The organism is Amycolatopsis sp. FU40, from assembly GCF_021903635.1.
GTDB lineage: Bacteria > Actinomycetota > Actinomycetes > Mycobacteriales > Pseudonocardiaceae > Amycolatopsis > Amycolatopsis dendrobii.
Map to the genome: position 1 here is coordinate 8,049,864 of NZ_CP091381.1, position 21,270 is coordinate 8,071,133.

Here is a 21,270-nt window from a genome sequence, read left to right on the forward strand (position 1 = left end):
GCGGTTGACCGGGTACGGACACCTGAAATGGTCCCAGCCGGGCCGGCCGGCGGCAGAGGGATGACATCGGACCGCGACGCGGCTACCGTTCGTAGACGGGTGATTACGACACAGCAGGCTTGGGGAGGCGCTGTGATGCACATCGGGACGCCCAGCAGAAGACCCGCCCGCTGGCGGGTGTGGGCCCTGCCGAGACCGGCCCGGGCGTTCGTGCTCGTGGTCGACGTCGCGGCGGTGGCCGCGGCAGTCTTGGCGGCCCGCTCCTGGCCGGCCTCCGGGCAGTGGGTGCTCGCTGGTTGGCTCGCCGGCTGCGCGGTGATCCACCTGCACGCCTCGCACGCCATCGAACGGATGCGGCGCGATCATTCGCACTCTCCCTACGTGGACCTGTGCAGTGTATGGATCTTCGCCGGGGTGCTGGCGCTGCCGCCGCTGCTCGAGCTGGGTCTGATCGCCGTGATTTACGGCCATCGCTGGGTACTGGTGAACCGATTCGACGCGCACCGGCCACCGCACCGCACCGTCTTCACCGCCGCGACCCTCGCGTTGTCCGCGACCGCGGCCACGACTGTTCTGCACGCCGCGGGCCATCCCGCCCTAGCTGGTTCGGGAACCCAGCCAGGTTGGTCCGACGTGCTGGTCATCGTCGCGGCGGCGGCCGTCCAGTGGACCGTGAACACCGTGCTCGTCGCGGTGGTCATCCACTGCACCACGACCATCAAGCACGCCGGCGAGGCGCTGGGCAGCCGGTCGGACAACCTCCTCGAAGTCAGCCAGCTCGCCCTCGGAGTATTTGTCGCCCTCGCCCTGTGGTGGTGGCCGCCGACCGCCCTGCTCATGATCATCCCGGTGCTGGCGCTGCACCAATGCGTCCTTCTCGACCAGCTGCGCCTTGCCGCGCGGACCGATCACCGCACCGGCCTGCTGCACGCCATCGCCTGGCAGGACCAAGCCAAGGCAGAGCTCGCTCGTGTCCGGACGGAACACGGGCAGGTCGCCGTCCTGATGATCGATCTAGACTGGTTCAAGACCATCAACGACACCCACGGTCACCTCGTCGGCGACGAGGTCCTCCTCAAAGTCGCGAAAGTGATCACCACCTCGGTCCGGCGGGGCGACAGCGTCGGCCGCTACGGCGGTGAAGAGTTCGCTGTGCTTTTGCCAGGGGTCGATGAAGCCGAAACCCGAGACATCGCCGAACGCATCCGAACCCGGATCCACGCCCTGAGACTCAGCGACCCCAACGGCCGCCCCGTACACCTCACCGCCACCCTCGGCGGCGCGGTCTACCCCGACATTCCGGAACAGAGCATCGAAGGACTACTTCGCGCCGCCGACGCCGCGCTGTACGCCGGCAAGACCGCTGGGCGTAACCGAGTCGCCCTTGCTGCACCGTAAGACGGCTTAGCGGGTGCTCGCTTTTCTCCAGCGCGGCAAGGGCTTTTTTGCTCGGTGCGCAGGAAGAGCCCACGGCGAAAATCCGCGAGGTCCCCAGACAAGAACGTCCTCGCTGGCCAGCGAGGACGTCGAGAGTGGTGGGCCGCCTGGGGCTCGAACCCAGAACCTACGGAGACAAAGACCAGGTCAGCGGCTGTTTCTCGTCATCTGCCGATCTTGACCCTCACCTGCGCGGGCCCGCTCCTCGGATGATCATGCTCGGTCGCCGGTTCTCGTCGTTTTCGATCGTTTTCCGGGGGAAAACCGGGGAGATGATCATGCTCTCTGACGGTGCCTGACGCTCGCCCGCTCAGCCCGCATCTTACCCGCCCACACTTCCCCCAACCCCGATACGAAGCTCCCACGCGGTCGGTAGGGCCGGGTCAAGGCACGCTTTCCCGCCTTGACGCGGTGCTACCGACCGTTGTCACGATCAGGCTTCGGGGTGGCCTCAGGCGATGCGTGTGCGTAACAGGTCCAGGATGGTCGGCGACTGTTTGCGCATGGGTGGGTTGTCCGGTTCTGGCACGAGGGTCACGCGTGCTGCTGTCGGGCGGCGCTGGGGTCCGGCACCGCTGGCGGCCGCGCGGCCCGGCCGGTGGGCGGAGCGGAGCGGGAGCCCGCCGTGTCGGGATCGCGGCGGCCGCCCAGGTGAGGGGCTACGGACCGCAGCAGGCGCGCCGCCCGGCGGCGCGCCCTTGATCCTATAGAGCCAAATTCGGCAGCAACCTTCCGTGGATCAATAAGAAACGGTTTACATACTCCGGGAAAATCAGGGAGGACACGATGTCGCTCGAAATCCACTTCCTGAACGTCGGTCATGGCGATTGCACAATGATTAAGTTTCCGTCAGGTCGTGTCATGATGATCGATATCAATAATTCGAAGTCTTTGCCGGACGAGGATATCGACGCGCTCGCGGAAGAGATGAATCTAAGCAGGTTCCAGTTCAAAACATTATATAAGTCTGCAGGTCGAACATGGGAGCAGTACTACGAGTCTATGCTTGTTGACCCGGTCGACTACTTCAATGAGAACTTTTCAGGAGAATCAGTATTCCGCTACGTCCAGTCCCATCCGGACATGGATCACATGAACGGACTCAGCAATTTCTTCTGGTCTCATAAAATCCCAGTCATGAATTTCTGGGATACTGCACATAATCGCACATTTGAGAAGGGGGATTTTGATAACTCCAGGTTTCAGTACATCGACTGGCTGGCATATAAAATAATGCAATCGGGCGTGGGGCCGGACGACGACACCGGTGAGCCATCTATAAGAGTTTTCAAAAACTATAGAGGTGATTCTCGGAAGTATTGGGACGAGGACAATATTGAAGTTCTCTCACCGACTGAGTCCCTGATCGATGCTTGTAACGCGGCCGGACTTTACAATAACTGCTCTTATGTTTTGAAGGTTTCTCACGCTGGACGGTCTGTTATCTTGCCAGGTGACGCCGAGGCTGCGTCTTGGAAGGGCATTCTTGAGAATGTTGATGACGAATCTTTGCGATGTGACGTTCTCAAGGCGGCACACCACGGACGTAGCAGCGGATTCCATAGAGAATCAGTTGAGGTCATGAAACCCACTGCTGTCATTTGCTCTGTTGGCAAAAAACCAAGTACTGACGCATCGTCGGAATACTCTAAGCTGGGTGCAAGTGTCTTCTCCACGCGTTACCACGGGACTCTGAAACTTACAATTTGGGATGACGGTGATCTATGGATTTGCAATTCACGGCATGAGCGGATCCTGACATTGGACTAGGTTGCATCATCAGCGAGGAGCGCAGATGACCTCGTACGGCGTGAGAGCCCGTGTTCTGCCGGTATTGCTTGTTGTTATTCCTATGGCATACTATGCCGTTGTTCTTGTACCGATTTCGGTTGACTGGCGTGGCCTAGGCGGTATTCCTTTTGCGGCTCTGGTTGCCTTCGTCGTTGACCAGCTGGGTAGAGACCGTGGGCAAAGACTGCAATCGTCGCTTTGGGATTCATGGGGCGGTCCGCCTACTACCAAGCTCCTTCGTCACAGGGAAGGCGAAAATAACCCAATACTACTGGAAAAGCGGCACGCGGCTCTCAGGGCTAAGACTGCAGTACTACTCCCTGACCGCGATCAAGAACTAGCGAGCCCTGACGACGCTGACGCAAAGTATGAAGCCGCGGTTAGCATCATTCGTACGCTTACGTATGACAGGAAAAAGTTCCCCCTAGTATTCATTGAAAATTGCAACTACGGCTTCCGTAGAAACTGCCTAGGATTGCGGCGTTTAGGAATATTATTCGCATCTATCTCGATTGCTATAGGTGCTTCACTGGTGACGCTCACGCTGCTTGATTTATTGAAGTTCCCACTCTGGGCGGCGGTAATTGGTATAGGAATTTCGTTCATGTTTGCCTGTTTTTGGGTCCTCGTCGTAAGCTCGCTATGGGTTAAAGCTGCAGCCTTCTCCTATGCCGAGCGGTTGCTTGATTCTGCAAACTTTGCTGGTCCTAGCTAAACCAGGTCTTTGGTGAATTTTCTAAAGCATGCTGTATGCGCAAGTTAATTGATGGATGTACATTTAGGTCCCTAACTTGGGCAGGGCTTACCCATAGTACTTCTCGAGTTTCGCTGCTTGTTGTTTCTTCTCCGCCGACAGGGGAGGCCCGAAAGCATATCGAAAACTCTTGCCGCACCTCCCCGTCGTCGTAGGCTATGACGTGGTTTGGGTTGGAGTAGAGACCGATTACATCCGTTATCTCGCACTCGATTCCGGTTTCTTCGCGGACCTCGCGGACTGCTGCCTGGGCGAGGGTCTCGCCTAGTTCTAATTGCCCGCCAGGGATGGCGTAAAGGTCATTGTCAGTCCGACGAATCATGAGAATTCTGTCCTCGTCGTCCTGGATGAAGGCTGACACCGCGACGGCGATGCTGTTGGCTTTGGGTGGGTTCGGGTCGTTGTAGTAGTCGACGCGTGCCATGTGGTGCCTCCTAGATGGTGGCGGGCTTGGCGAGGTTCCAGACTGTCTCGAAGCTCTCCGAGTACGTCTCGAAGAGGTCCCCGGCGGAGAGTCGGCGCAGGTGGAGCGACGGTGCGTGTGCGCCCTGGAATCCGTAGACGTGCGTGTTGATGATCATCTCGTCGTCGAAGCGGAAGATGGAGTTGTAGAGCGTCGTGTTGTGGAACCGCATCTCGACCCCCTCGACGCCGACGAGCGGCCGGTAGAACGCCAGCGCGTTACGAACCCGCGCGGGAAGCGTCCCGTCGCCGAGCTGCTCCTCTTCCCCGCGCAGTGCCACGCTGTCCCCGTCCGGGTCGCCGAACGCGAGGCGGATCTTCGCGCCGGCCGCGGCCTTGGCTGCGAGGTCCTTGATGAACCGCGGGCGTTCGACCAGGAACAGGGCCGCGTGTACCAGGATCTCCACGGTCTCTGACGCGTCGTTGATCAGCCGGTCCCACAGTTCGACCGGGATGGCGTTGCGGTGCGGGAACACGCTTACGACCTCGGCGGCGGCAGTCTCGGCTCGGCGCTCGGGTGCGACGGAGTCCGGCCACAGGTAGGTCTCCGATTCGCGCGCCATCGCGGCGATCTTGTGCCGGTGCTTCGGGTACGGGGTGCGGCCCTTGGTGATCCACCGCTCGACCGTCTTCTGGTCGACGCTGAGCGCTTTGGCCACCTGTTCCAGCGTGAGCCCGTTGCGCAGCAGCGCGTCACGCAGCCGTTCGTTCGGCATTCGCACCCCCTTGGGACTTTTAGGGACGTCTTCGACCGTACCAGGGACGTCCCAAGATGTCCCGCCACGTGGTGATCATGTCCCGCCTTTTGCCGGAGATTGGGTGGCACGTTGCCGAGACTCGCTCGGCGGCGGAGCCCGAAGGAGGCAGACATGACGACTGCAAGCACGGCCTCGACGCTCGGCGGCAGGTCGAGCAATCCGGCTGCGCAGGTGTCGCGCAAGCGCGTGGTTTAGGCGCGGGCGACATGCGCGACACGGTCCAGATCCACGTGACGGCAGACCTGCCGATCCGCGTCCGCGCGCTGACGTACGCGAACCGAGCGGAGATCCGCTTCGGCAAGGCGTTCCCCGTGGTCCTTCTTGTCGACTCCGATGCGATCGCGGTTCTGGGCAAGCAACTTCACGAAGCAGAGACGGCGCTGAGCGCAGCGACACGGACGGACTACGGCGGCGAGGCGCCGGAAACGACTGACTGACAGAGAACACAGGGAGCTAGCGGTTATGGCTATCGAAAAGGGACACCGGTTCGCGATCGACTTCGACGAGGCGTTCCCGCAGGGGCTTGTGATGGTGGGGGAAGTGATCCCGGACAACGAGTATCAGTCTCGGGAGGACCGGGCTGCGGGGCGTCCGGTGCGGCAACGGGTGGATGAGGTGACCGGGAAGCGCCAATGGAGGGCTGCGGTCACGGACCCGGGTGAGACGAAGGCGAAGCGTGCCTCGTTCGAGGTGACGTTCCTGGCGGATGTGCAGCCGGTGCCGACGACGGCGGAGGCGTTGCCGGGGATGCGGCCGGTGGAACTGGACGGGTTGACGGCGGAGCCGCGTGTCGGCGGGCAGGGGGAGTTCAAGTATCAGATGTACGTCTTTCGGGCGACGGGTTTCAAGGCCGCTGCGGGCAAGTCGTCGTCGAGGTCGGCGGGTGCGTCGTCTGCGTCTGGCGAGGGCAAGGCGGCGTAGATGGGTGTTCTCGTTTTGCGGACAGGGACGATCCCGGGCCGGAGGTGTGGTTGATGCGTGGCACGGAGATGGCGAGCCCGCGAGCACGCGGCCTGGGTGCGGCGCTGCGAGATGCCCGGATCGAGGCGCGGTTCGGGTTGCGGGAGCTGGCGCGGCGAATCGGGGTCAACCCGGCGTTGTTGTCGAACTGGGAACTCGGTCAGCGGGTCCCGACCCCGGAAGAGGTGTCGAACGTGCTCGGTGCTCTCGGAGTGACCGGGGAACGGAAAGCGTGGATCATGCTGTTGGCGCATGGCGTGACGGGCCCGAGCTGGTCCTCGGTCGGTTCGCAGGCTGACCCGGCCCACTACACGACATTGATCGCGCACGAGCGGGTCGCGACGGCCGTGACGGTATGGGCTCCGCTGCTGATTCCGGATCTGCTGCAGGTCCCGGATTACGCGCGGCTGGTGTTCGGCCCGGACCTGCGGGACAAGGAGAAGCTGGATCAGGTAGTCGAGAGCCGGATGGACCGCAACCGGATCATCTTCGGCGCGGGCGCGATCCCGGCGCAGATGTTCATCGGGTCGGAGGCGCTGCGGAACCATTTCGGGGATGCCGAGGTGATGCTGCGGCAGACGCGGTTCCTCAAGGACTTGATCGGGCTCTCGCGAACGATGACTATCCGCCTGGCTCCGAGTCAGGCGGTGACTGCGGAGGCGTTCAGCCGGTACGCGCTGAAGGACACCTCGGATGTCGTGTACTGCCCCCATCGCGGGATGGGCGTGTTCCTGGTCGGGAAGGAAGCCACCCCGTACACGGTGACGATCGAGCGGCTGAGGGAGGCTGCGTTGTCTCCGTCGGAATCGCTGGCGCGGCTGTCGGTCGTGGTCGACCAGCTCCTGAAAGAGGTGAAGGCGCAGCGGCGGGCGACTGACGCCGGGCTGAACCGGCTCCTGACCGGCGAGGAACCGACCACGGACGAGTCGGCCACCGACTAGCCGAAAACCAAGCGAGTACTGAAAAAGCGCACGGCGACGTGTGCTGTGTTCAACGCGCCCATTTGCGCTTGGAATTGTTCCGTATAAACGCAGAACCGGCCACTGGCTGCCAACCTTCACCGGTTCTGCGCTGTCCACTGGGAAGTGAACAATGACGAACATAACCGGTTCTGGACGGCGTGCGTCAACGGGGGTCACCCGGATGCGTTGCGCCGCATGCAAGAAGTTCGCCCGCCTCGTTCCGGGCGAGACGAAGTGCGCGGCATGCCAAGGAATGTTGCCGCTTGACCTCACCGCGGCTGAGGGCGGTGAGCAGCGATGAACGCGGCCGTGATGATCGCTGTCGGCGCGGGTGTCGCGGTGGTGCTGTGGGTGCTGGCGAAGCTGGGGCGCGCGTTGGCGTCCATTGTGGAAACGCTGGCGGCGTTGGCGTTCCTGGGTTTCGCGTTCTGGACGGTGCTGCGTGCGGTCAGCTGGCTGGTCCGGCAGATCGTGACTCGGTGGCGGACCTGTCTCGTGTTGGTCGTGATCGTGGTGTGGTTGCGGTGGTGGGGCTGGCTGTCGCTGACGGTCGTGTTCGTGACGCTGGTGCTGATCGCGGTGGTCTGGCATCAGCTCGATGTGGTCGGGTTCGATCGGTGGTGCGGTCGGTGGCTGCGGGCGTGGTGGCTGCGGTGGGCGGTCTACGGGCGCAAGCTGCCGGATTGGCTGCATGCCTGCGGCCTGACCGTCCGCGACGAAGCGATCCCGGTGGACGTGACGGTGAACCTGGTGTCGCGTCGGCGGAAACGCCAAGCCATCACGCAGGCACGGAAGACGTCCGGGGTGGCGGTGCCCGCGTTGGTGCGGGTGCGGTCGGGAGCGTCGTGGGACGAGGTCCGGGTGCGGTTGGTTCCGGGGCAGAAGCCGGAGGATTTCGACGAGGCGGCGCGGGCGTTGGCGACGGTGCGGAAGGTGTCGCGGGTGCAGGTGCGCGAGATCGCGCCGGATGTGGTGTCGCTGGACTTCATGCGCCGCGACCTGCTCACCACCCCCGTCCGGTGCCGTGAGCTGCCCGGGCTGGAACCGGCCGGGGTGAACCTGCGCGCGGTGTATGCGGGGACGACGGAGTACGGGACGCCGTGGCGGTTGCCGTTGACCGGTGCGGGCGCGCACATCCTCGTCGCCGGGGCCAGCGGTGCCGGGAAGAACTCGGTGATGTGGTGCCCGCTGGTGTCGGCGGCTTCGGCGATCCGCTCCGGGCTGGTGCGGGTGTCCGGTGTGGACCCGAAGGGCATGGAACTGGCTTACGGGCGAGGGATCTTCGCCCGCTACGCCGTGTCCGGAAAGGACACTCTCGAACTGCTGGAGGGTCTGCGGGACGAGCTGGAGCGCCGCAAGCGGGAGTTCGCGGGGAACACCCGGGATGTGCCGCTCTCGCAAGAGTTTCCGTTGGAGTTGCTGGAGTTCGACGAGATCGGCGCGTTGACCCGCTACACCGACCGCAAGACCCGCGAGGCGATCGTGGAGCACGTCGCGGTGCTCAACACCCAGGGCCGGGCGTTGGGGGTGTCGGTCCGCGGCTACGTGCAGGAGCCGACGAAGGACACGGTGCCGGTGCGGGAGCTGTTCACCCGCCGCGTCTGCCTGCGCGTCACCTCCAAAAACCACGTCGCGATGGTGCTCGGCGACGGCGCGCACGAACGCGGTGCCTGGGCCAACCGCATCCCGGAGACCATGCCCGGCACCGGCTACGTGTGGGGCGAGGGCATCCGCGAACCGCTGCGGGTCCGTGCGGGCTGGGTGTCGGACGACACGGTGAAGGCTCTGGAGCACTACGTCACCAACGGCGGCACCCACCACCTCGACCACTGCGAGGAAAGGAGGGCCGCATGAACCGGCTCATGATCTTCCTCGACACCATCCGGGACCACCTTGACCTGCATCAGCTGCCGCCGGTCGCGTCGCTGGACGTCTCCGCGTGGTCGCGGCCGATCACGGTGCAGCTGGACGTCGACGGCCTGGCCGAGGTCGCGCGGGCGCTGCTGACGTGGGCGAACACCCTCGACGACGTCACCGCGACGTTGTGGCGGATCGCTGCGGGCGGCTGGGTGCACATCGGGATCGTCGGCCGGACGCCGTGCGGGATCCCGGTGCGCGTCTACGGGGCGGTGGTGTTCGACCCGAGCGTGTTCCCGGACCTCCCGGCCGGGGACAGGCAGCCGATGCCGGTGCAGGTGCTGCGCGGGTGGGCGTCGCGAGGGGAGGCGGCGGCCTGATGGGCGAGACACAAGCGGAACGGATGCGGATGCCGCTGGCCGACGACGTGATCCGGGCGACGGCGGAGAAGCACGGGGTGTGCGTGCGGCCGTTCACGATGGAGGTCGGCGACCAGGACACCGGCGAACTGCGCTACGTCCCGGTGCCGTGCGGGTCCACAGTGGAATCCGTCTGCCTGCCGTGCGCGCGGAAAGCCAAGGCGCTGCGGCAAGTCCAGTGCCGCGAAGGCTGGCACCTGACCGAAGAACCCGACCTCGCGGCGGACGAGCCGACTGAGGACCAGACGGAGCTGTTGGCCTACCGGGCTGATCTCGTCGCCTCCTATCGCGAGGTCGCCGATACCGACCCGGCGGAAGCGGAGGAACTGCGGGACGAGATCCGTGGCGTGGACGAAGAACTTCGGCAACTCGGCGTCCGGGGCCGTCTGCCTTCCATCGACCTGCCGACCAGGAAGGCGGTGAAGCGGTCGACGAAGCGGCGGCAGGACGCACCGAACCTGCCCCGGCGCAAGGTCGCCAAGACCACGGTGGGCAGGGAGTACGCGGGGCGGTTCCGGCCGTCGATGTTCGTCACGCTGACCTGCGAAACCTACGGGCCGGTCCGCGGTGACGGCTCCCCGGTCAACCCGGCTGCCTATGACTATCGGCGGGCGGCGCGGGATGCGGTGCATTTCTCCGCGCTGGTGGATCGGTGGTGGCAGAACCTGCGCCGGGTCGTCGGCTGGGACGTGCAGTACTTCGCGACCGTCGAGCCGCAGAAGCGGACCGCGCCGCACCTGCACGCCGCGATCCGGGGTTCGGTGCCGCACGAGGTGATCCGGCAGGTCACCGAGGCGACGTATCACCAGGTCTGGTGGCCGACTCACGACGAGATCGTCTACACCGACCGGCTCCCGAGCTGGGACGGGCCGGAGCGGGGATTTGTCGACCCCGACACCCGCCAACCTCTGCTGACCTGGGACGACGCGGTGGACCAGGTCGAGGCACCGGCGCACGTGGTGACCTTCGGCCGCCAGGTCCACTCCAAGGGCATCCTCGGCGGGACCGAAGACGCCGGCCGCCACATCGGCTACCTGACGAAGTACCTGACCAAGTCCACCGGTGAAGTGGTCGAGGCAGACACCCCGGCCTTGGCCGACCATCACGACCGGCTCCACGCCGAGTTGGCCGTCACGCCCTGTTCGCCTCGGTGCGCGGTGTGGCTGCTCTACGGCGTCCAACCCAAGGGAGCCAACGGAAAGACCACTCCGGGGCACTGCAAGGGCCGGGCGCACCGGCGGACCACTCTCGGCCTGCCGGGGCGGCGGGTGCTGGTGTCGCGGAAGTGGTCGGGCAAGACCCTCGTGGACCACAAGGCCGACCGCAAGGCGTTCGTCCTGGACGCCCTGGCCGCTGTCGGGATCGAGAAACCGCAACCGGACCCGGCCCGGCTCGTCTGGCGCAAGGTCGACGCCGCCGACCCGCATGTGCCGCCCAGACCGCACCTGGTGATGCACGCGATCGCTGAACGCATTGCCTGGAAAGCCGAATACGACCGAGCACTACTCGCCGCCAGTCCGCCGGAAACTTCGGCAACTCGGCTCGCGGCTTGATCGGGAAGGGGGAAACTGATGGACAACTACGTGCAATTCAGTCGCTTGTGGACGGTTGAGGATGTCTCGGAGTTCCTCGGCGTCCCGGTCTCGACGCTGTACCAGTGGCGAACAAAGGGTTACGGCCCTGCCGGTCGGAGGGTCGGCAAGTACATCCGTTACCGGCCGCAGGATGTCAGTTCGTGGGTCGACCAGCTCTCGGACGAGGTCGCCTGATGCCTCGCCCGCAGTTGGAGATCGGCACGTACGGCGAGATCCGCTATTCGGCAATTCCGACCGGCTACCGCGCGCGTGCTCTCTTCCGCGACTTCGACGGCAAGACGCGTGAGGTCGAGCGGTCGGGGAAGACGAAAGGCAAAGCAGCGCAACGGCTTCGGGACGCATTTAAGGACTGGACCGGGTCGACCACGGGCGAGATCACCCGGGAAACCAAGTTGAAGGATCTCGCCGACGTGTGGATGGAGCAGATCCGCAAGGACGTCAGAGAGGGCACAAAGTCGCCGACGACGGCTACGACGTACGAGTCCATCCTGACGCGCCATGTGAAGCCGGGCGTGGGGGAGTTGCGGGTGCGTGAGGCGACGGTGATGCGGCTGGATCGGTTCCTCGGCGCTCTCCAGTCGACGGTCGGGACCTCGACGGCGAAGACCGCGAGGACTGCGCTGTCGGGGATGCTCGGCCTCGCAGCGAGGTACGACGCGGTTGACAGCAATCCGACGCGGGACACCCGGCGTATCCCGAAGAGCAAGAAGAAGCCGCGCGCACTGGACGCGGAGGAGCGTACGAAGTGGCTGGCTCGGGTCGAGGCCAACGAGAAGGCGCGGCGCTGGGACCTGCCGGATCTGTCGCGCTTCATGATGGCGGCGGGTGTCCGGGTCGGCGAGGCGTTGGCGACGTATTGGGAGGACATCGACTTCGTGGCGGGGACGGTCGATGTCACGCACACGGTGGTCCGGGTCAAGGGCGAAGGGCTGCTTCGGAAGCCTCGGCCGAAGACGGAGTCGAGCCTGCGTGCGCTCCCGCTGCCGTCTTGGGCGTTGGCGCTGTTGCAGCGGCGGTGGGCTGAGGCGCGGAAGGACGGTCGGTCGTTGGCGAGTCCGGTGTTCGCCAGCACTGTCGGCGGACTGCGCGACCCGAACAACGTCTTGCGGGTCATCCGGGAGATCCGCGGTGGCGATGACTTCATCTGGCTGACGTCGCACAACTTCCGGAAGACGACGGCGACCGCGATGGACGACGCGGGCATCCCGACCCGGCTGATCGCGGACCACCTCGGCCACTCGCGGGTGTCGATGACGCAGGACAACTACCTGGAGCGGAAGGCTGTCGACCCGGTCACGGCGATGGCCCTGGAAGGGCTGCTGGATAATCCGTCCGCGCTCAAAACCGGGGATAAACCGGGGAGCTGATCTTGCTCGGTCGCAACCGGATAGCCGCTGACCTGGGAGTTTGGTGGGCCGCCTGGGGCTCGAACCCAGAACCTACGGGTACAAGATCAACTATGCCGGGTAGTCCTGGAGGAAACCGGTTAGTGCCGACTAGCAGGGAGGGTCGCAAGTGCAAACACTGGTCGCTTCTGGTCGATGGGGATCGGAACCGGACCATTGTGGGCAGTTAACGGGCACCACGCCGCCCAGCCGGGCGACACGCACACCCCCGCCGTCCCCGCGATCCTTGCCGCGCCTTGACAAGTTCGGTCGGCGTCAACCCGGAACCCCGATCCCCGCTACCGGACTACGCGGACGCCGGATCGATCCACCTATCAAGACCACTGGCGGGGATCGGGCGCGAAGCGGGGTTGATGCCGGCCGAACTTGTGAAGATCATTTCGGCAAGCGGGGAGGCGCACCAACCAATTGCGCGCCACGTGATCACGTCAGACAAATTCACACGCTATCCACACGACTGTCGGCGGCATGTTCGCCGATGGCCTCTGAGAGCCCGGTCCCGCCGCGAAGCAAGGGCCGGGCTCGTCGCCATTTCGGCGCATGTCCGTCCGCGACCTGTGGGAGCGGCTTGAAGACGTATAGAAAGTCATCACAACCCAAACAGGTTCACGCCCCGGCATTACGCCGAACGACGAGCCTGCCTGAAAGCGTCGTGAAACTCCACCGTTTCAGGCTCAGCCCCAAAGCGTGTCTGCAACACGTTGTCCAGCTCTGCGCCAACCATCGTCAAGCTGGGACGCGATTGACGACCGGTATTCAATGCACCCATGCCATGGCTGACCGCCGTATCAAGTTCACCTTCTCGCGCTGCAACAACGCCAAGAGTGATCCGAGCCTCCGCATTGCGCATAGGCGACAGCTCGACGCCATCGGCACGTGTTCCCTTGCGGATGACTTCGTTAGCATGCATAGCTGCGAGGTTGTCCTCACCGACGATCCGGTAGCAGTCCATCGCGTAGAAATCAAACTTGTCCGGGTCGATGATGAAATGGTTGTCGGGACGCTCCGGATATGGCAGACGTTCAAGCAAGCGCCGTCCCTTTTCAAGGGCCTGCATGACACTTCGCTTGTCTCCTAACCGCGCCCAGGCTTTTGCCTCCTGTGCTGCTAGTTGTACGGCGACAGATTGCGAAGGTGCTTGCTCCTGGCCTGCCTGGGCAGCAGAAATGGCCAGTCGGTAGTTGCCCTGAGTAAGGGCGAACCAGGACGTCATTTCATGAGCCCAGCCAATAATGTGAGCATTGCCGGACTCTGAGCCAAGTTGCAGAGCAGCCTTTCGTGTCGCTTCGGCCGCGGGCCCCTCGTTCAGATCGTATTCAAGGCAACCCACAAGGAGCGCAAGCTGACCGGCCGACGACAGGACTTCCTGATGCTGCGCCAGAGTAAGATGTTCCCCTAAGAGTTTTGTGATCTTGGACAGCCATTCGCGACCGTTCCTGATCAACGCATTCGGTTCTCCGTCTCGATATTGACAGCAGAGCTGTTCGATTGTCAGATTGAGCGCATCGATAGTTCCGTTGTCAATAGATGAACGTTGAATTCGCTGCAAAATCTCCAGCGTGTCCATTCCCGTTTGCGAAAGCAACCAGTCATCTTGGGTAGGTGCCAGCAGGCGCGACGTACCGTCGCTGAACAGGGAGTCTGACACCGTGCCGTACACGGCCGCGAGGATGGCTCGATGCTCAGGGTTGGTCGGCAGATGCTTGCCCCGCTCCCAGCGTTTGTACTGGTCAAGCAACCCTTGCGGAAGAGGCTTTTCGGAGAAGGTGCGCATAGCTCGCACAACGTCGGCCTGCGACCACCCCCGGGTCTTGCGCTCGCGAAGCAACCGTTCGGCCCACTCCGGGCGGTCACCCATCGTCATCCGAGTACCTCACTCCATGCATCGACAAAGCCGGGCATGCGTCCATTGTATCGCACTCGCGCGGGGAGTTTCCGCAGCTCAGGGCATGTCGATGAGGCTCTCCCGATTACGTTTCGATCACACGTTCGAAACATCGGGCTCGGTTGGCTGAATCGGGTGGGGGGCAAGCTTGCCCCCAATTCGTGCCCCCTAGAACTTGACTCTTTCTGGGCTGAGCGGTTCTCGGCATTCTTGAGTCATCCCCGCTGACGGGGACAACCAAGAGAACCGATTCACCTCACATGGAGGAACATCATGGATCTGATGATTGACACCACTGGTGTCGACTTTCAGGTGTCGAGCCCTTTTGCTCCGCGTCTGGACAAGGACGGGAATGTTCGTCGGGACAAGCAGGGCGGTACTAATCTGCCTTTGCAGGCTGTTCAGCTCGTTGCCTGGACGAAGGCCGGTTCTGAGACTCTTCTGGTCACTGTGGCGACTGACAACCCGCCTGAGCTGACGCAGAGGCAGTCTGTGACGATCGAAGGCCTCCAGGCCATGCCGTGGGTTTCGGACGGCAAGCCCAAGGTCGCGTTTCGTGCGCGTTCCGTTGTTCCGGTGAGCGCCCCGAAGTCCGCTCCAGCGGCAAAGCAGCAGCAGGCCTGACGCCTGAGTGTCGTTCGACAGTTCGCAAATCAACCCGTCATTTCCTGAATGGGAGTGCGCTGTGACGATCAACATCTCAGCAGAAGACATGTCCCCGTCGGAGATCTACGACCAGTGGATGAGCATGGAGGAAATTCACGCTCGTGCCACGCGGATGCTCAAGGACGAGCAGCAGACGGCTGAACAGGCCATGCAGTCCAACGATCCGGACGTCAAGGCCAAGTTCGCGACCAGGATGGACATCCTGACCGAGAACATGTGCATCTTGAATGCCTGGTGCGCGGTTCTGCACGCCGCATGGGTCTTTCAGACTCACGGTGCCAATTGCCTCTTTTTCGAGGGCACCGATCACGAAGTCACGTTCGAAGAGTACGAACCCGAACAGGACTTCTGACCTGTCGTAGATAGGGAAGGTGGACACGGGGTCAGGTAACTGATCTTGGCGGATTACGTGATCTGACCTCGTGCCCACCGGCACACATTTATTCACTTTGCAACTCACTGGAGGGTGAGTCATGGCTAAGTCTAGCCGTCGCAGCGGTGTCCGCACCCGTCAATCCGCCCGTACGGGCGCACTCGAAGTGTTCATCCGTCCGCAACAGTCCCTGCTCGGCCGTGTGGCTGGCTGGCTGATCCGGATGCGTGCCGAACTGACCATTCTTGCGTTCGGCATCTTGTGCTACGTGTGGCTCACGCACGTGTTTTCCCCGCTCGGGGTTGACATCACGCTGGGCGTTGCCCTGATCGCGATCTTCGCTGTTCCCGGCTCCCGCCGATATGTGACCAGGCGTTCCTGGTGCGTGCTGACCCGTCACCGGGTTCGTGCCTGCTTCACGCAGACCCGCACGATGACCCACGACGGCAAGATGCCGTCCCTGCTGTGGGCCAAACCCACCCCTGTGGGCGAGCGAGTCCGAGTGTGGCTCCCCGCTGGGCTGTCCGTCAAGGACCTGGAAAACGTGTCGGAGAACCTCGCCGCCGCGTGCTTCGCCCGGTACTGCCGGATCGAACCTGACCGCAAGCGGGCTACCGCCTGCTTCATCCTGATCATCCGCCGAGACCCGCTGGGCACCGGCAAGCCTGTCACGCCTGACCTGCTCGACCAGGTGGACGACTACGACCAGGACGACACCAACGTCGTGCCCCTTCCCACCCGGGAATCGGTCATGACCGAAGTCACCGCGGCTCAGACCGCCCAGCCCGTGGACACCGCCCGGGCACCCCGCAAGGGCACTCGCCCCGCCGGCCAAACCGGCAAATCCGCAACTGTCGCCGAACCGGCCCCTGAAGTGCAGGGGTTCGGAGGAATGGACGTGAGTGATTATGTCTAACGGACGTGGACCCCGGCTTCTCGCCGGGGCCACCCCCACCGTCCCCGTGTCGGGACTCTCGATTTACGACCCGATCCACTTGGGCATCGACGAGAACGCCCACCGCGTGGCTCTCACCTTGATGTACAAGAACCTTCTGGTCGGGGGAGAACCCGGCTCCGGCAAGTCCTCTTTGGTCAACACCATTGTTGGACACGCCGCCATGTCGCCGGACTGCCGCATGTGGCTCTTCGACGGCAAACTGGTCGAACTCGACCCCTGGCGCGACGTCGCTGATGTCTTCGTCGGCAACGACATGACCCGCGCTCTGCTGAAATTGCGGGAACTCCAGTACGAACTGGACATCCGCTACGCGATGCTCCGCAAGGCCGGACGCCGCAAGATCGTCCGAGACGACGGACTCGACGCCATCCTGTTCGTCATTGATGAACTCGCCCTCTACTCCGCCACCTACGGCACTAAAGAGGAACGGGAAGAGTTCGTCCGCATCCTGCGCGACATCGTCGCCCGTGGCCGCGCAGCGGGGATCATCACCCTCGCCGCGACTCAACGGCCCTCGGCCGACATCATCCCGACCAGCCTGCGAGACCTGTTCTCCTACCGGGTCGCGTTCCGTTGCACCACCGACTCCAGCTCTGACATTATCCTGTCGGTCGGCTGGGCACAGCAAGGATTCTCCGCCAAGCGGATCGACCCGGAACAGACCGGCGTCGGTCTCCTGCTCGCCGAAGGCGGCATTCCCGGACGGCTCAAAGCCGCCTACCTGAACGACAACCACATTCGTTCCATCGTCGCATTCGCCCGCGACATCCGCCGCACCGCGGCCTGAAACCTCTTCTTTCCCAGTGCAATTCGATTAGCAGAAGGGCTACACCCATGTCTGAAAAGTTCAGCCTCGCCGCGTCGTTTGTGTTCATCGTCGCTATGGCCGTGCTGTCACAGTTCAGCACCGTCGTGAACGCCGTCATGACTGTCCTGGTCCTCGGAGTGTTCGTCATCGGCGGCATCCTCGCCGTCCGGTTCCTGTGGATCATGAACGCACGCTCCCTCGTCCGGAAGAGGAAGGCTCACCTCCCGCCCGAGCAAGAGAAGGCGGTGAGCCACCAATGACTGTGCGGATCACCGACGAGTACTTCCGTTATGCCACAAGGCAAATCAGCATCGGACGTCGCGTCACCATGCCCGGTATCCGTAAATGCACCGATTGCCACGCCTTCTACCGCACCGACGACACCGGGCTCACCATCTGCCCGGACTGCCGGCCGAACCACGACCGCATCTGCACAGGATGCGGAGTCCCCTTCACCGGCCAGCGAAACGGGATTCGGCTCTGCAAATCCTGCCGCGACCAGCAAGCTCTGTTCTGAGGAGACGGTCAATGTCCGATATGGATCTGGTCCACGGTCACATCGTGGATATGTGGAAACAACCCCAGACCACCAACATTGTCAGCGACGCATGCGCCCGCGTTATTGCCAGCCTCTACCACAACGGGCAAGCCTCGCCCGGCTACTCCTTTGTGTCCACGGGAGCCATCCCGGAAGACCCCCTTGCCGTCTGGGACGACCTGTTCTCCAACCTGTGGGAACTCCCGACGCAAGAGCGAATCTTCGCGATGTACCTGTATGTGTACCTGATCGCTATCGGCCAGCGCGCACCGGTCGAAGGCTGGGCCAACCTGTGGCTCGACTGACGAGCATATCCAGAGTTTCGCCAGTTTCTCTCATCACCAGCTCCCGCAATGGTCCTGGTGATGGGGGTGGCGGACGAAACACCGTCAACCCAAGAAAGGAAGTATCCACAATGGATCCCGTTGACCGTGACAAGTTCACTGACCGCCTTCGTCAAGCGCAAGACGCCCTTCTCACCCACGCACTAGTGATTCGGGGTTTCAGCTCCGACATGACACTGGTCGATATCCGGATTCTGATGCTGGCCCTCGCCGATGTGCTCGAAGCCACCCGCAAAGCGCTGGAGACCACACCAGTCTTCACGGAATTCAACCCCGCCGAGTACACCAACTCACAGGGCAAGAATCCTGGAGAACTCATGGAGCGCGCGGAAATAGCCATGATCGATGTGATGGACAGTTACTTCAAGATGGAATCCAGTCTGAAAGAAGCGATCAACTGCATTTGGATGGTTACCCCGATCCGAGGAAAGGGAATCATCAAATGACCAACGCCAAAGAATTCGACCTGTACAGCATCCTCGCGGTCACCCATCACGTTCCCGCAACCGCTCTCCAGTTCCGCACGATCCTCGCCCACATCGTCGGGCTCGAACTCGACCAGATGCCCGGAGCGCGCATCTCCGCTCTCGCCTACGGCCCAGAGTGCTCCCGCTGGCTGCTCGAACAACACCCCCGCCTGCGGGACATCCCCAACCCGCCCGACTTCCACGGCGACGAAATCGCCATGGACGAATGGGTTTCCGCGCAAGCCGAACACCTCGGCTCAGACTGCCTCCGTCTTCCGATTGAACCCCTGCCGCCGGAACGACGGCCGCAAGCGTCGCTCAGCGACATCCTCGACATCATCGCCCACGTCCGGGGAAGCCTCGACACCGTCATGGTCTGCAACCCCGGCAAGCCTGACTTCGGCCTCGTTATGCCGACACCCGACCACAAAGGACTGATCATGGATCCCAACATCACCCTCGATCGGCTCCGCGAACTCGCAGCAACAGTTGTTCGCAGCGACGACGACGCCACCGCATCGTACGAACTCGCCAACACCTTCCAGAACCTTGACGAATGGCTCATGAACGGGGGATTCCTCCCGATCGATTGGCTGCGTCAGCAGTGACAACGGTTTCCCTGCTTCAGTCATCACCAGTGTCCACAATGGCCCTGGTGGTGGCCGTGGCGGAAAAACCCTCTCACGAAAGGAACACCGTCATGCACCGCATCGGAGGCAAGCTCGTCCTTGCCGTCATCGTCCTGGTGATCATCCTCATGGTCATCAACCGCCCCGAGAAAACCGCCACCTCTGTCCACGGCATCGGCGGCTTCCTCGTCCACGCCGGAGACTCCGTCGCCACCTTCGTCGGCAACGTCTTCGGCTGACCGTCCACAACGAACCGCAAACCGAGAAAACCCTTACAGGAAAGGAAACATCATGACCGCGACCCTGCCCGTACTGCCCGAGAACCTCACCGCCACCGAAGCCGTGTACCTGTGGGGCGACGGCTACCAGCTCACCGCCCGCGACATCGTCAACACCCTCGCCTCCTACCTGGTCACCTTCGGCGACAACATCGGCCCCAAACTGGTCAGCCCCCTGTCCGCGCTCCACTCCGAGTACCTCTACGGCAACCCGCAGACCTGGACCGACCGCCGCACCCCGACCGAAGTCGCCACCGCCCGTGCCCGCGCAGAAGCCATCGCCCGCGACTTCTTCGGCGACAGTTTCCCGGTCCTCGCCTGGTGAACCCCATGCCAGACAGCATCACCACCCTGACCGGGCTCATGGACACCCTGCGCCCCCTCGCGCGCAAACCCGAGCCCGGTCAGGACACCACCAGCGCCTACGCCACCGCCGCCGCCCGCGCCGCCGACCCCGGCTACAACCAATGGCTGCGCCACGTCGGCACCGCCCGGGGCTGCATCCGCCCCATCCGCCTGTCCGGGCGCATCCACACCGTCAACACCGCCACCGGCGAAATCCTCGCCACCCGCACCACCGCGACGATGCCCGACGAAGTCGTCTACATCCCCTGCGGAGACCGGCGCGCCGAAGTCTGCCCCTCCTGCGCCGAAATGTACCGGGCCGACACCTACCACATGATCAAAAGCGGGCTCACCGGCGGCAAAGGCACCCCCGACACCGTCAACCGGCACCCCGCCGTGTTCACCACCCTCACCGCACCCTCCTTCGGGCCCGTCCACACCCACAGCACTACCGCATCCGGCAAGATGAAACCCTGCCGCCCGCGCCGCACCATGACCCTCTGCCCCCACGGACGCCCCACCTGGTGCTCCCAACGCCACCCAGACGGCTCCAAAGCCATCGGCAAGCCCCTCTGCCCCGACTGCTACGACTACGCCGGACACGCCGTCTGGAACGCCTTCGCCTCCGAACTCTGGCGCCGCACCACCCAGACACTCCGCCGCCTCGCCTCCCGCCTGGGCAATGAACACGGCATTAAACTGGACGTCAGCTTCGGCAAAGTCGCCGAATACCAGCACCGCGGCATCGTCCACTTCCACGCGATCATCCGCCTCGACCAGCGCGACCCCGATGATCCGGATGCCATCCACCCGCCGCCCCCAGACCTCAACGCCGGCCACCTGGACAACCTGATCACCCAGGCCGTCACTACCACCGCGTTCCGCACCCCGCCTCACCCCGGCGGACGCCACCTCGACCCCCGCCCCGAAGGCTGGCTCATCACCTGGGGCTCCCAGCTGGTCAACCGCCCCCTGTCCCGCGTCACCGGCGCACAGGTCACCGAAGAGATGGTCGCCGCCTACGTCGCCAAATACGCCACCAAGTCCACCGAAGCCACCGGCTTCACCGCCCGGCGCATCACTACCCAGAACATCCGCCGCTACGCGGATTACCAGACCCACGCCGGAACCCTTATCGCCGCCTGCTGGGACATCGGGGCCAACCCCTACGACCCCGGCGAACCCGACCATGAAGGCGGCCACTGGTATCCGCCCGACGCCGGAGACGAGCCCGAAAACCGCGAAGTCTGGAAACACACCTACGGCAAACTCCGCCGCTGGGCCCACATGTTCGGATTCGGCGGCCACTTCACCACCCGCTCCCGCCGTTACGGCCCCACCCGCAAAGCCCTCAAAACCATTCGCCGCGTCTACCAGCGCAGCCAACAACTCCTGCGTCACGCCGAACACCACACCGCCGACCACCTTGACGACGACACCACCCTCATCGTCAGCGACCTTGCCTTCGCCGGAATCGGCTACCTCACCACCGGTGACGCAGAACTGGCCCTCACCGCCGCCGCCAAAGCACGAGAACACCGCAACACCCAGATCACCGAAAGGAAGTCCATCGCCTAA

26 protein-coding genes are annotated in these 21,270 nt (G+C 63.5%); 23 read left to right on the forward strand and 3 right to left on the reverse strand.

Features of this window, described 5'->3' with window-relative positions; translation table 11 throughout:
• Positions 1–135: 135 nt before the first annotated feature.
• The 3 genes from L3Q65_RS38035 (at position 136) to L3Q65_RS38045 (ending at position 3,943) form a co-directional block, all read left to right on the forward strand.
• Positions 136–1,398 (forward strand): diguanylate cyclase, encoded by a 1,263-nt coding sequence (locus L3Q65_RS38035; protein WP_237597828.1) that lies wholly within the window; start codon positions 136–138, stop codon positions 1,396–1,398.
• 825 nt (positions 1,399–2,223) lie between these two features.
• On the forward strand, positions 2,224–3,207 hold the full coding sequence (locus L3Q65_RS38040; protein WP_237597829.1) for a ComEC/Rec2 family competence protein: 984 nt from the start codon (positions 2,224–2,226) through the stop codon (positions 3,205–3,207).
• A 25-nt stretch (positions 3,208–3,232) separates the two neighbouring features.
• Positions 3,233–3,943 (forward strand): hypothetical protein, encoded by a 711-nt coding sequence (locus L3Q65_RS38045; RefSeq protein WP_237597830.1) that lies wholly within the window; start codon positions 3,233–3,235, stop codon positions 3,941–3,943.
• On the opposite strand, the gene L3Q65_RS38050 is transcribed toward L3Q65_RS38045, so the two are convergent.
• Together L3Q65_RS38050 and L3Q65_RS38055 are read right to left on the reverse strand one after the other, a co-directional pair.
• On the reverse strand, positions 3,936–4,406 hold the full coding sequence (locus L3Q65_RS38050) for an NUDIX hydrolase (RefSeq protein WP_237597831.1): 471 nt from the start codon (positions 4,404–4,406) through the stop codon (positions 3,936–3,938). The genes L3Q65_RS38045 and L3Q65_RS38050 overlap by 8 nt on opposite strands.
• A gap of 10 nt (positions 4,407–4,416) precedes the next feature.
• The gene (locus L3Q65_RS38055) at positions 4,417–5,160 is read right to left on the reverse strand and encodes a DUF5919 domain-containing protein (RefSeq protein WP_009071724.1); all 744 of its coding nucleotides are present in this window, start codon (positions 5,158–5,160) and stop codon (positions 4,417–4,419) included.
• A gap of 56 nt (positions 5,161–5,216) precedes the next feature.
• On the opposite strand from L3Q65_RS38055, the gene L3Q65_RS38060 reads away from it, so the two are divergent.
• The 8 genes from L3Q65_RS38060 to L3Q65_RS38095 all read left to right on the forward strand — a co-directional run bounded on the left by L3Q65_RS38060 (position 5,217) and on the right by L3Q65_RS38095 (position 12,362).
• Positions 5,217–5,639, forward strand: coding sequence for a hypothetical protein (locus L3Q65_RS38060; protein ID WP_237597832.1), 423 nt, complete (start codon positions 5,217–5,219; stop codon positions 5,637–5,639).
• Between the two features lie 25 nt (positions 5,640–5,664).
• Positions 5,665–6,123 carry a hypothetical protein gene (locus L3Q65_RS38065; RefSeq protein ID WP_237597833.1) on the forward strand — a complete coding sequence of 153 codons (459 nt, stop codon included), beginning with the start codon at positions 5,665–5,667 and terminating at the stop codon, positions 6,121–6,123.
• Positions 6,124–6,176: 53 nt separating this feature from the next.
• Positions 6,177–7,103 (forward strand): Scr1 family TA system antitoxin-like transcriptional regulator, encoded by a 927-nt coding sequence (locus L3Q65_RS38070; RefSeq protein ID WP_237597834.1) that lies wholly within the window; start codon positions 6,177–6,179, stop codon positions 7,101–7,103.
• 318 nt (positions 7,104–7,421) lie between these two features.
• Positions 7,422–8,978, forward strand: a complete 1,557-nt coding sequence (locus tag L3Q65_RS38075; protein ID WP_237597835.1) for an FtsK/SpoIIIE domain-containing protein — start codon at positions 7,422–7,424, stop codon at positions 8,976–8,978.
• On the forward strand, positions 8,975–9,361 hold the full coding sequence (locus L3Q65_RS38080) for a hypothetical protein (RefSeq protein ID WP_237597836.1): 387 nt from the start codon (positions 8,975–8,977) through the stop codon (positions 9,359–9,361). Before L3Q65_RS38075 ends, L3Q65_RS38080 begins: the two co-directional genes overlap by 4 nt.
• Complete coding sequence (locus tag L3Q65_RS38085) at positions 9,361–10,953, forward strand: replication initiator (protein WP_237597837.1); 1,593 nt, start codon at positions 9,361–9,363, stop codon at positions 10,951–10,953. Before L3Q65_RS38080 ends, L3Q65_RS38085 begins: the two co-directional genes overlap by 1 nt.
• A gap of 18 nt (positions 10,954–10,971) precedes the next feature.
• Positions 10,972–11,169, forward strand: a complete 198-nt coding sequence (locus L3Q65_RS38090) for an AlpA family transcriptional regulator (protein ID WP_116199570.1) — start codon at positions 10,972–10,974, stop codon at positions 11,167–11,169.
• Positions 11,169–12,362, forward strand: coding sequence for a site-specific integrase (locus tag L3Q65_RS38095; protein WP_237597838.1), 1,194 nt, complete (start codon positions 11,169–11,171; stop codon positions 12,360–12,362). Before L3Q65_RS38090 ends, L3Q65_RS38095 begins: the two co-directional genes overlap by 1 nt.
• Positions 12,363–13,020: 658 nt before the next feature.
• Here the strand turns inward: L3Q65_RS38095 and L3Q65_RS38100 are convergent.
• Positions 13,021–14,265, reverse strand: coding sequence for an XRE family transcriptional regulator (locus tag L3Q65_RS38100; RefSeq protein ID WP_237597839.1), 1,245 nt, complete (start codon positions 14,263–14,265; stop codon positions 13,021–13,023).
• A gap of 294 nt (positions 14,266–14,559) precedes the next feature.
• Here L3Q65_RS38100 and L3Q65_RS38105 point away from each other — a divergent pair, with 294 nt between their 5' ends.
• From L3Q65_RS38105 to L3Q65_RS38160, 12 genes are all read left to right on the forward strand, one after another.
• Positions 14,560–14,910: a hypothetical protein gene (locus tag L3Q65_RS38105; protein ID WP_237597840.1), complete on the forward strand. Its 351-nt coding sequence runs from the start codon at positions 14,560–14,562 to the stop codon at positions 14,908–14,910.
• A gap of 61 nt (positions 14,911–14,971) precedes the next feature.
• Positions 14,972–15,304 (forward strand): hypothetical protein, encoded by a 333-nt coding sequence (locus L3Q65_RS38110; RefSeq protein ID WP_237597841.1) that lies wholly within the window; start codon positions 14,972–14,974, stop codon positions 15,302–15,304.
• 187 nt (positions 15,305–15,491) lie between these two features.
• Entirely contained in the window at positions 15,492–16,241 is a 750-nt protein-coding gene (locus L3Q65_RS38115; RefSeq protein ID WP_237597842.1) for a hypothetical protein, read from the forward strand.
• A gap of 79 nt (positions 16,242–16,320) precedes the next feature.
• On the forward strand, positions 16,321–17,070 hold the full coding sequence (locus L3Q65_RS38120) for an FtsK/SpoIIIE domain-containing protein (protein ID WP_237597843.1): 750 nt from the start codon (positions 16,321–16,323) through the stop codon (positions 17,068–17,070).
• A 47-nt stretch (positions 17,071–17,117) separates the two neighbouring features.
• Positions 17,118–17,351: a hypothetical protein gene (locus tag L3Q65_RS38125; RefSeq protein ID WP_237597844.1), complete on the forward strand. Its 234-nt coding sequence runs from the start codon at positions 17,118–17,120 to the stop codon at positions 17,349–17,351.
• On the forward strand, positions 17,348–17,608 hold the full coding sequence (locus L3Q65_RS38130) for a hypothetical protein (protein WP_237597845.1): 261 nt from the start codon (positions 17,348–17,350) through the stop codon (positions 17,606–17,608). The genes L3Q65_RS38125 and L3Q65_RS38130 overlap by 4 nt, the downstream gene beginning before the upstream one ends.
• An 11-nt stretch (positions 17,609–17,619) precedes the next feature.
• Entirely contained in the window at positions 17,620–17,934 is a 315-nt protein-coding gene (locus L3Q65_RS38135; protein ID WP_237597846.1) for a hypothetical protein, read from the forward strand.
• A gap of 110 nt (positions 17,935–18,044) precedes the next feature.
• Positions 18,045–18,419, forward strand: coding sequence for a hypothetical protein (locus L3Q65_RS38140; protein WP_237597847.1), 375 nt, complete (start codon positions 18,045–18,047; stop codon positions 18,417–18,419).
• The gene (locus tag L3Q65_RS38145) at positions 18,416–19,048 is read left to right on the forward strand and encodes a hypothetical protein (RefSeq protein ID WP_237597848.1); all 633 of its coding nucleotides are present in this window, start codon (positions 18,416–18,418) and stop codon (positions 19,046–19,048) included. The genes L3Q65_RS38140 and L3Q65_RS38145 overlap by 4 nt, the downstream gene beginning before the upstream one ends.
• Positions 19,049–19,140: 92 nt before the next feature.
• Complete coding sequence (locus L3Q65_RS38150) at positions 19,141–19,308, forward strand: hypothetical protein (protein WP_237597849.1); 168 nt, start codon at positions 19,141–19,143, stop codon at positions 19,306–19,308.
• 52 nt (positions 19,309–19,360) lie between these two features.
• On the forward strand, positions 19,361–19,672 hold the full coding sequence (locus L3Q65_RS38155) for a hypothetical protein (protein ID WP_237597850.1): 312 nt from the start codon (positions 19,361–19,363) through the stop codon (positions 19,670–19,672).
• A 5-nt stretch (positions 19,673–19,677) separates the two neighbouring features.
• Positions 19,678–21,270: a replication initiator gene (locus L3Q65_RS38160; RefSeq protein WP_237597851.1), complete on the forward strand. Its 1,593-nt coding sequence runs from the start codon at positions 19,678–19,680 to the stop codon at positions 21,268–21,270.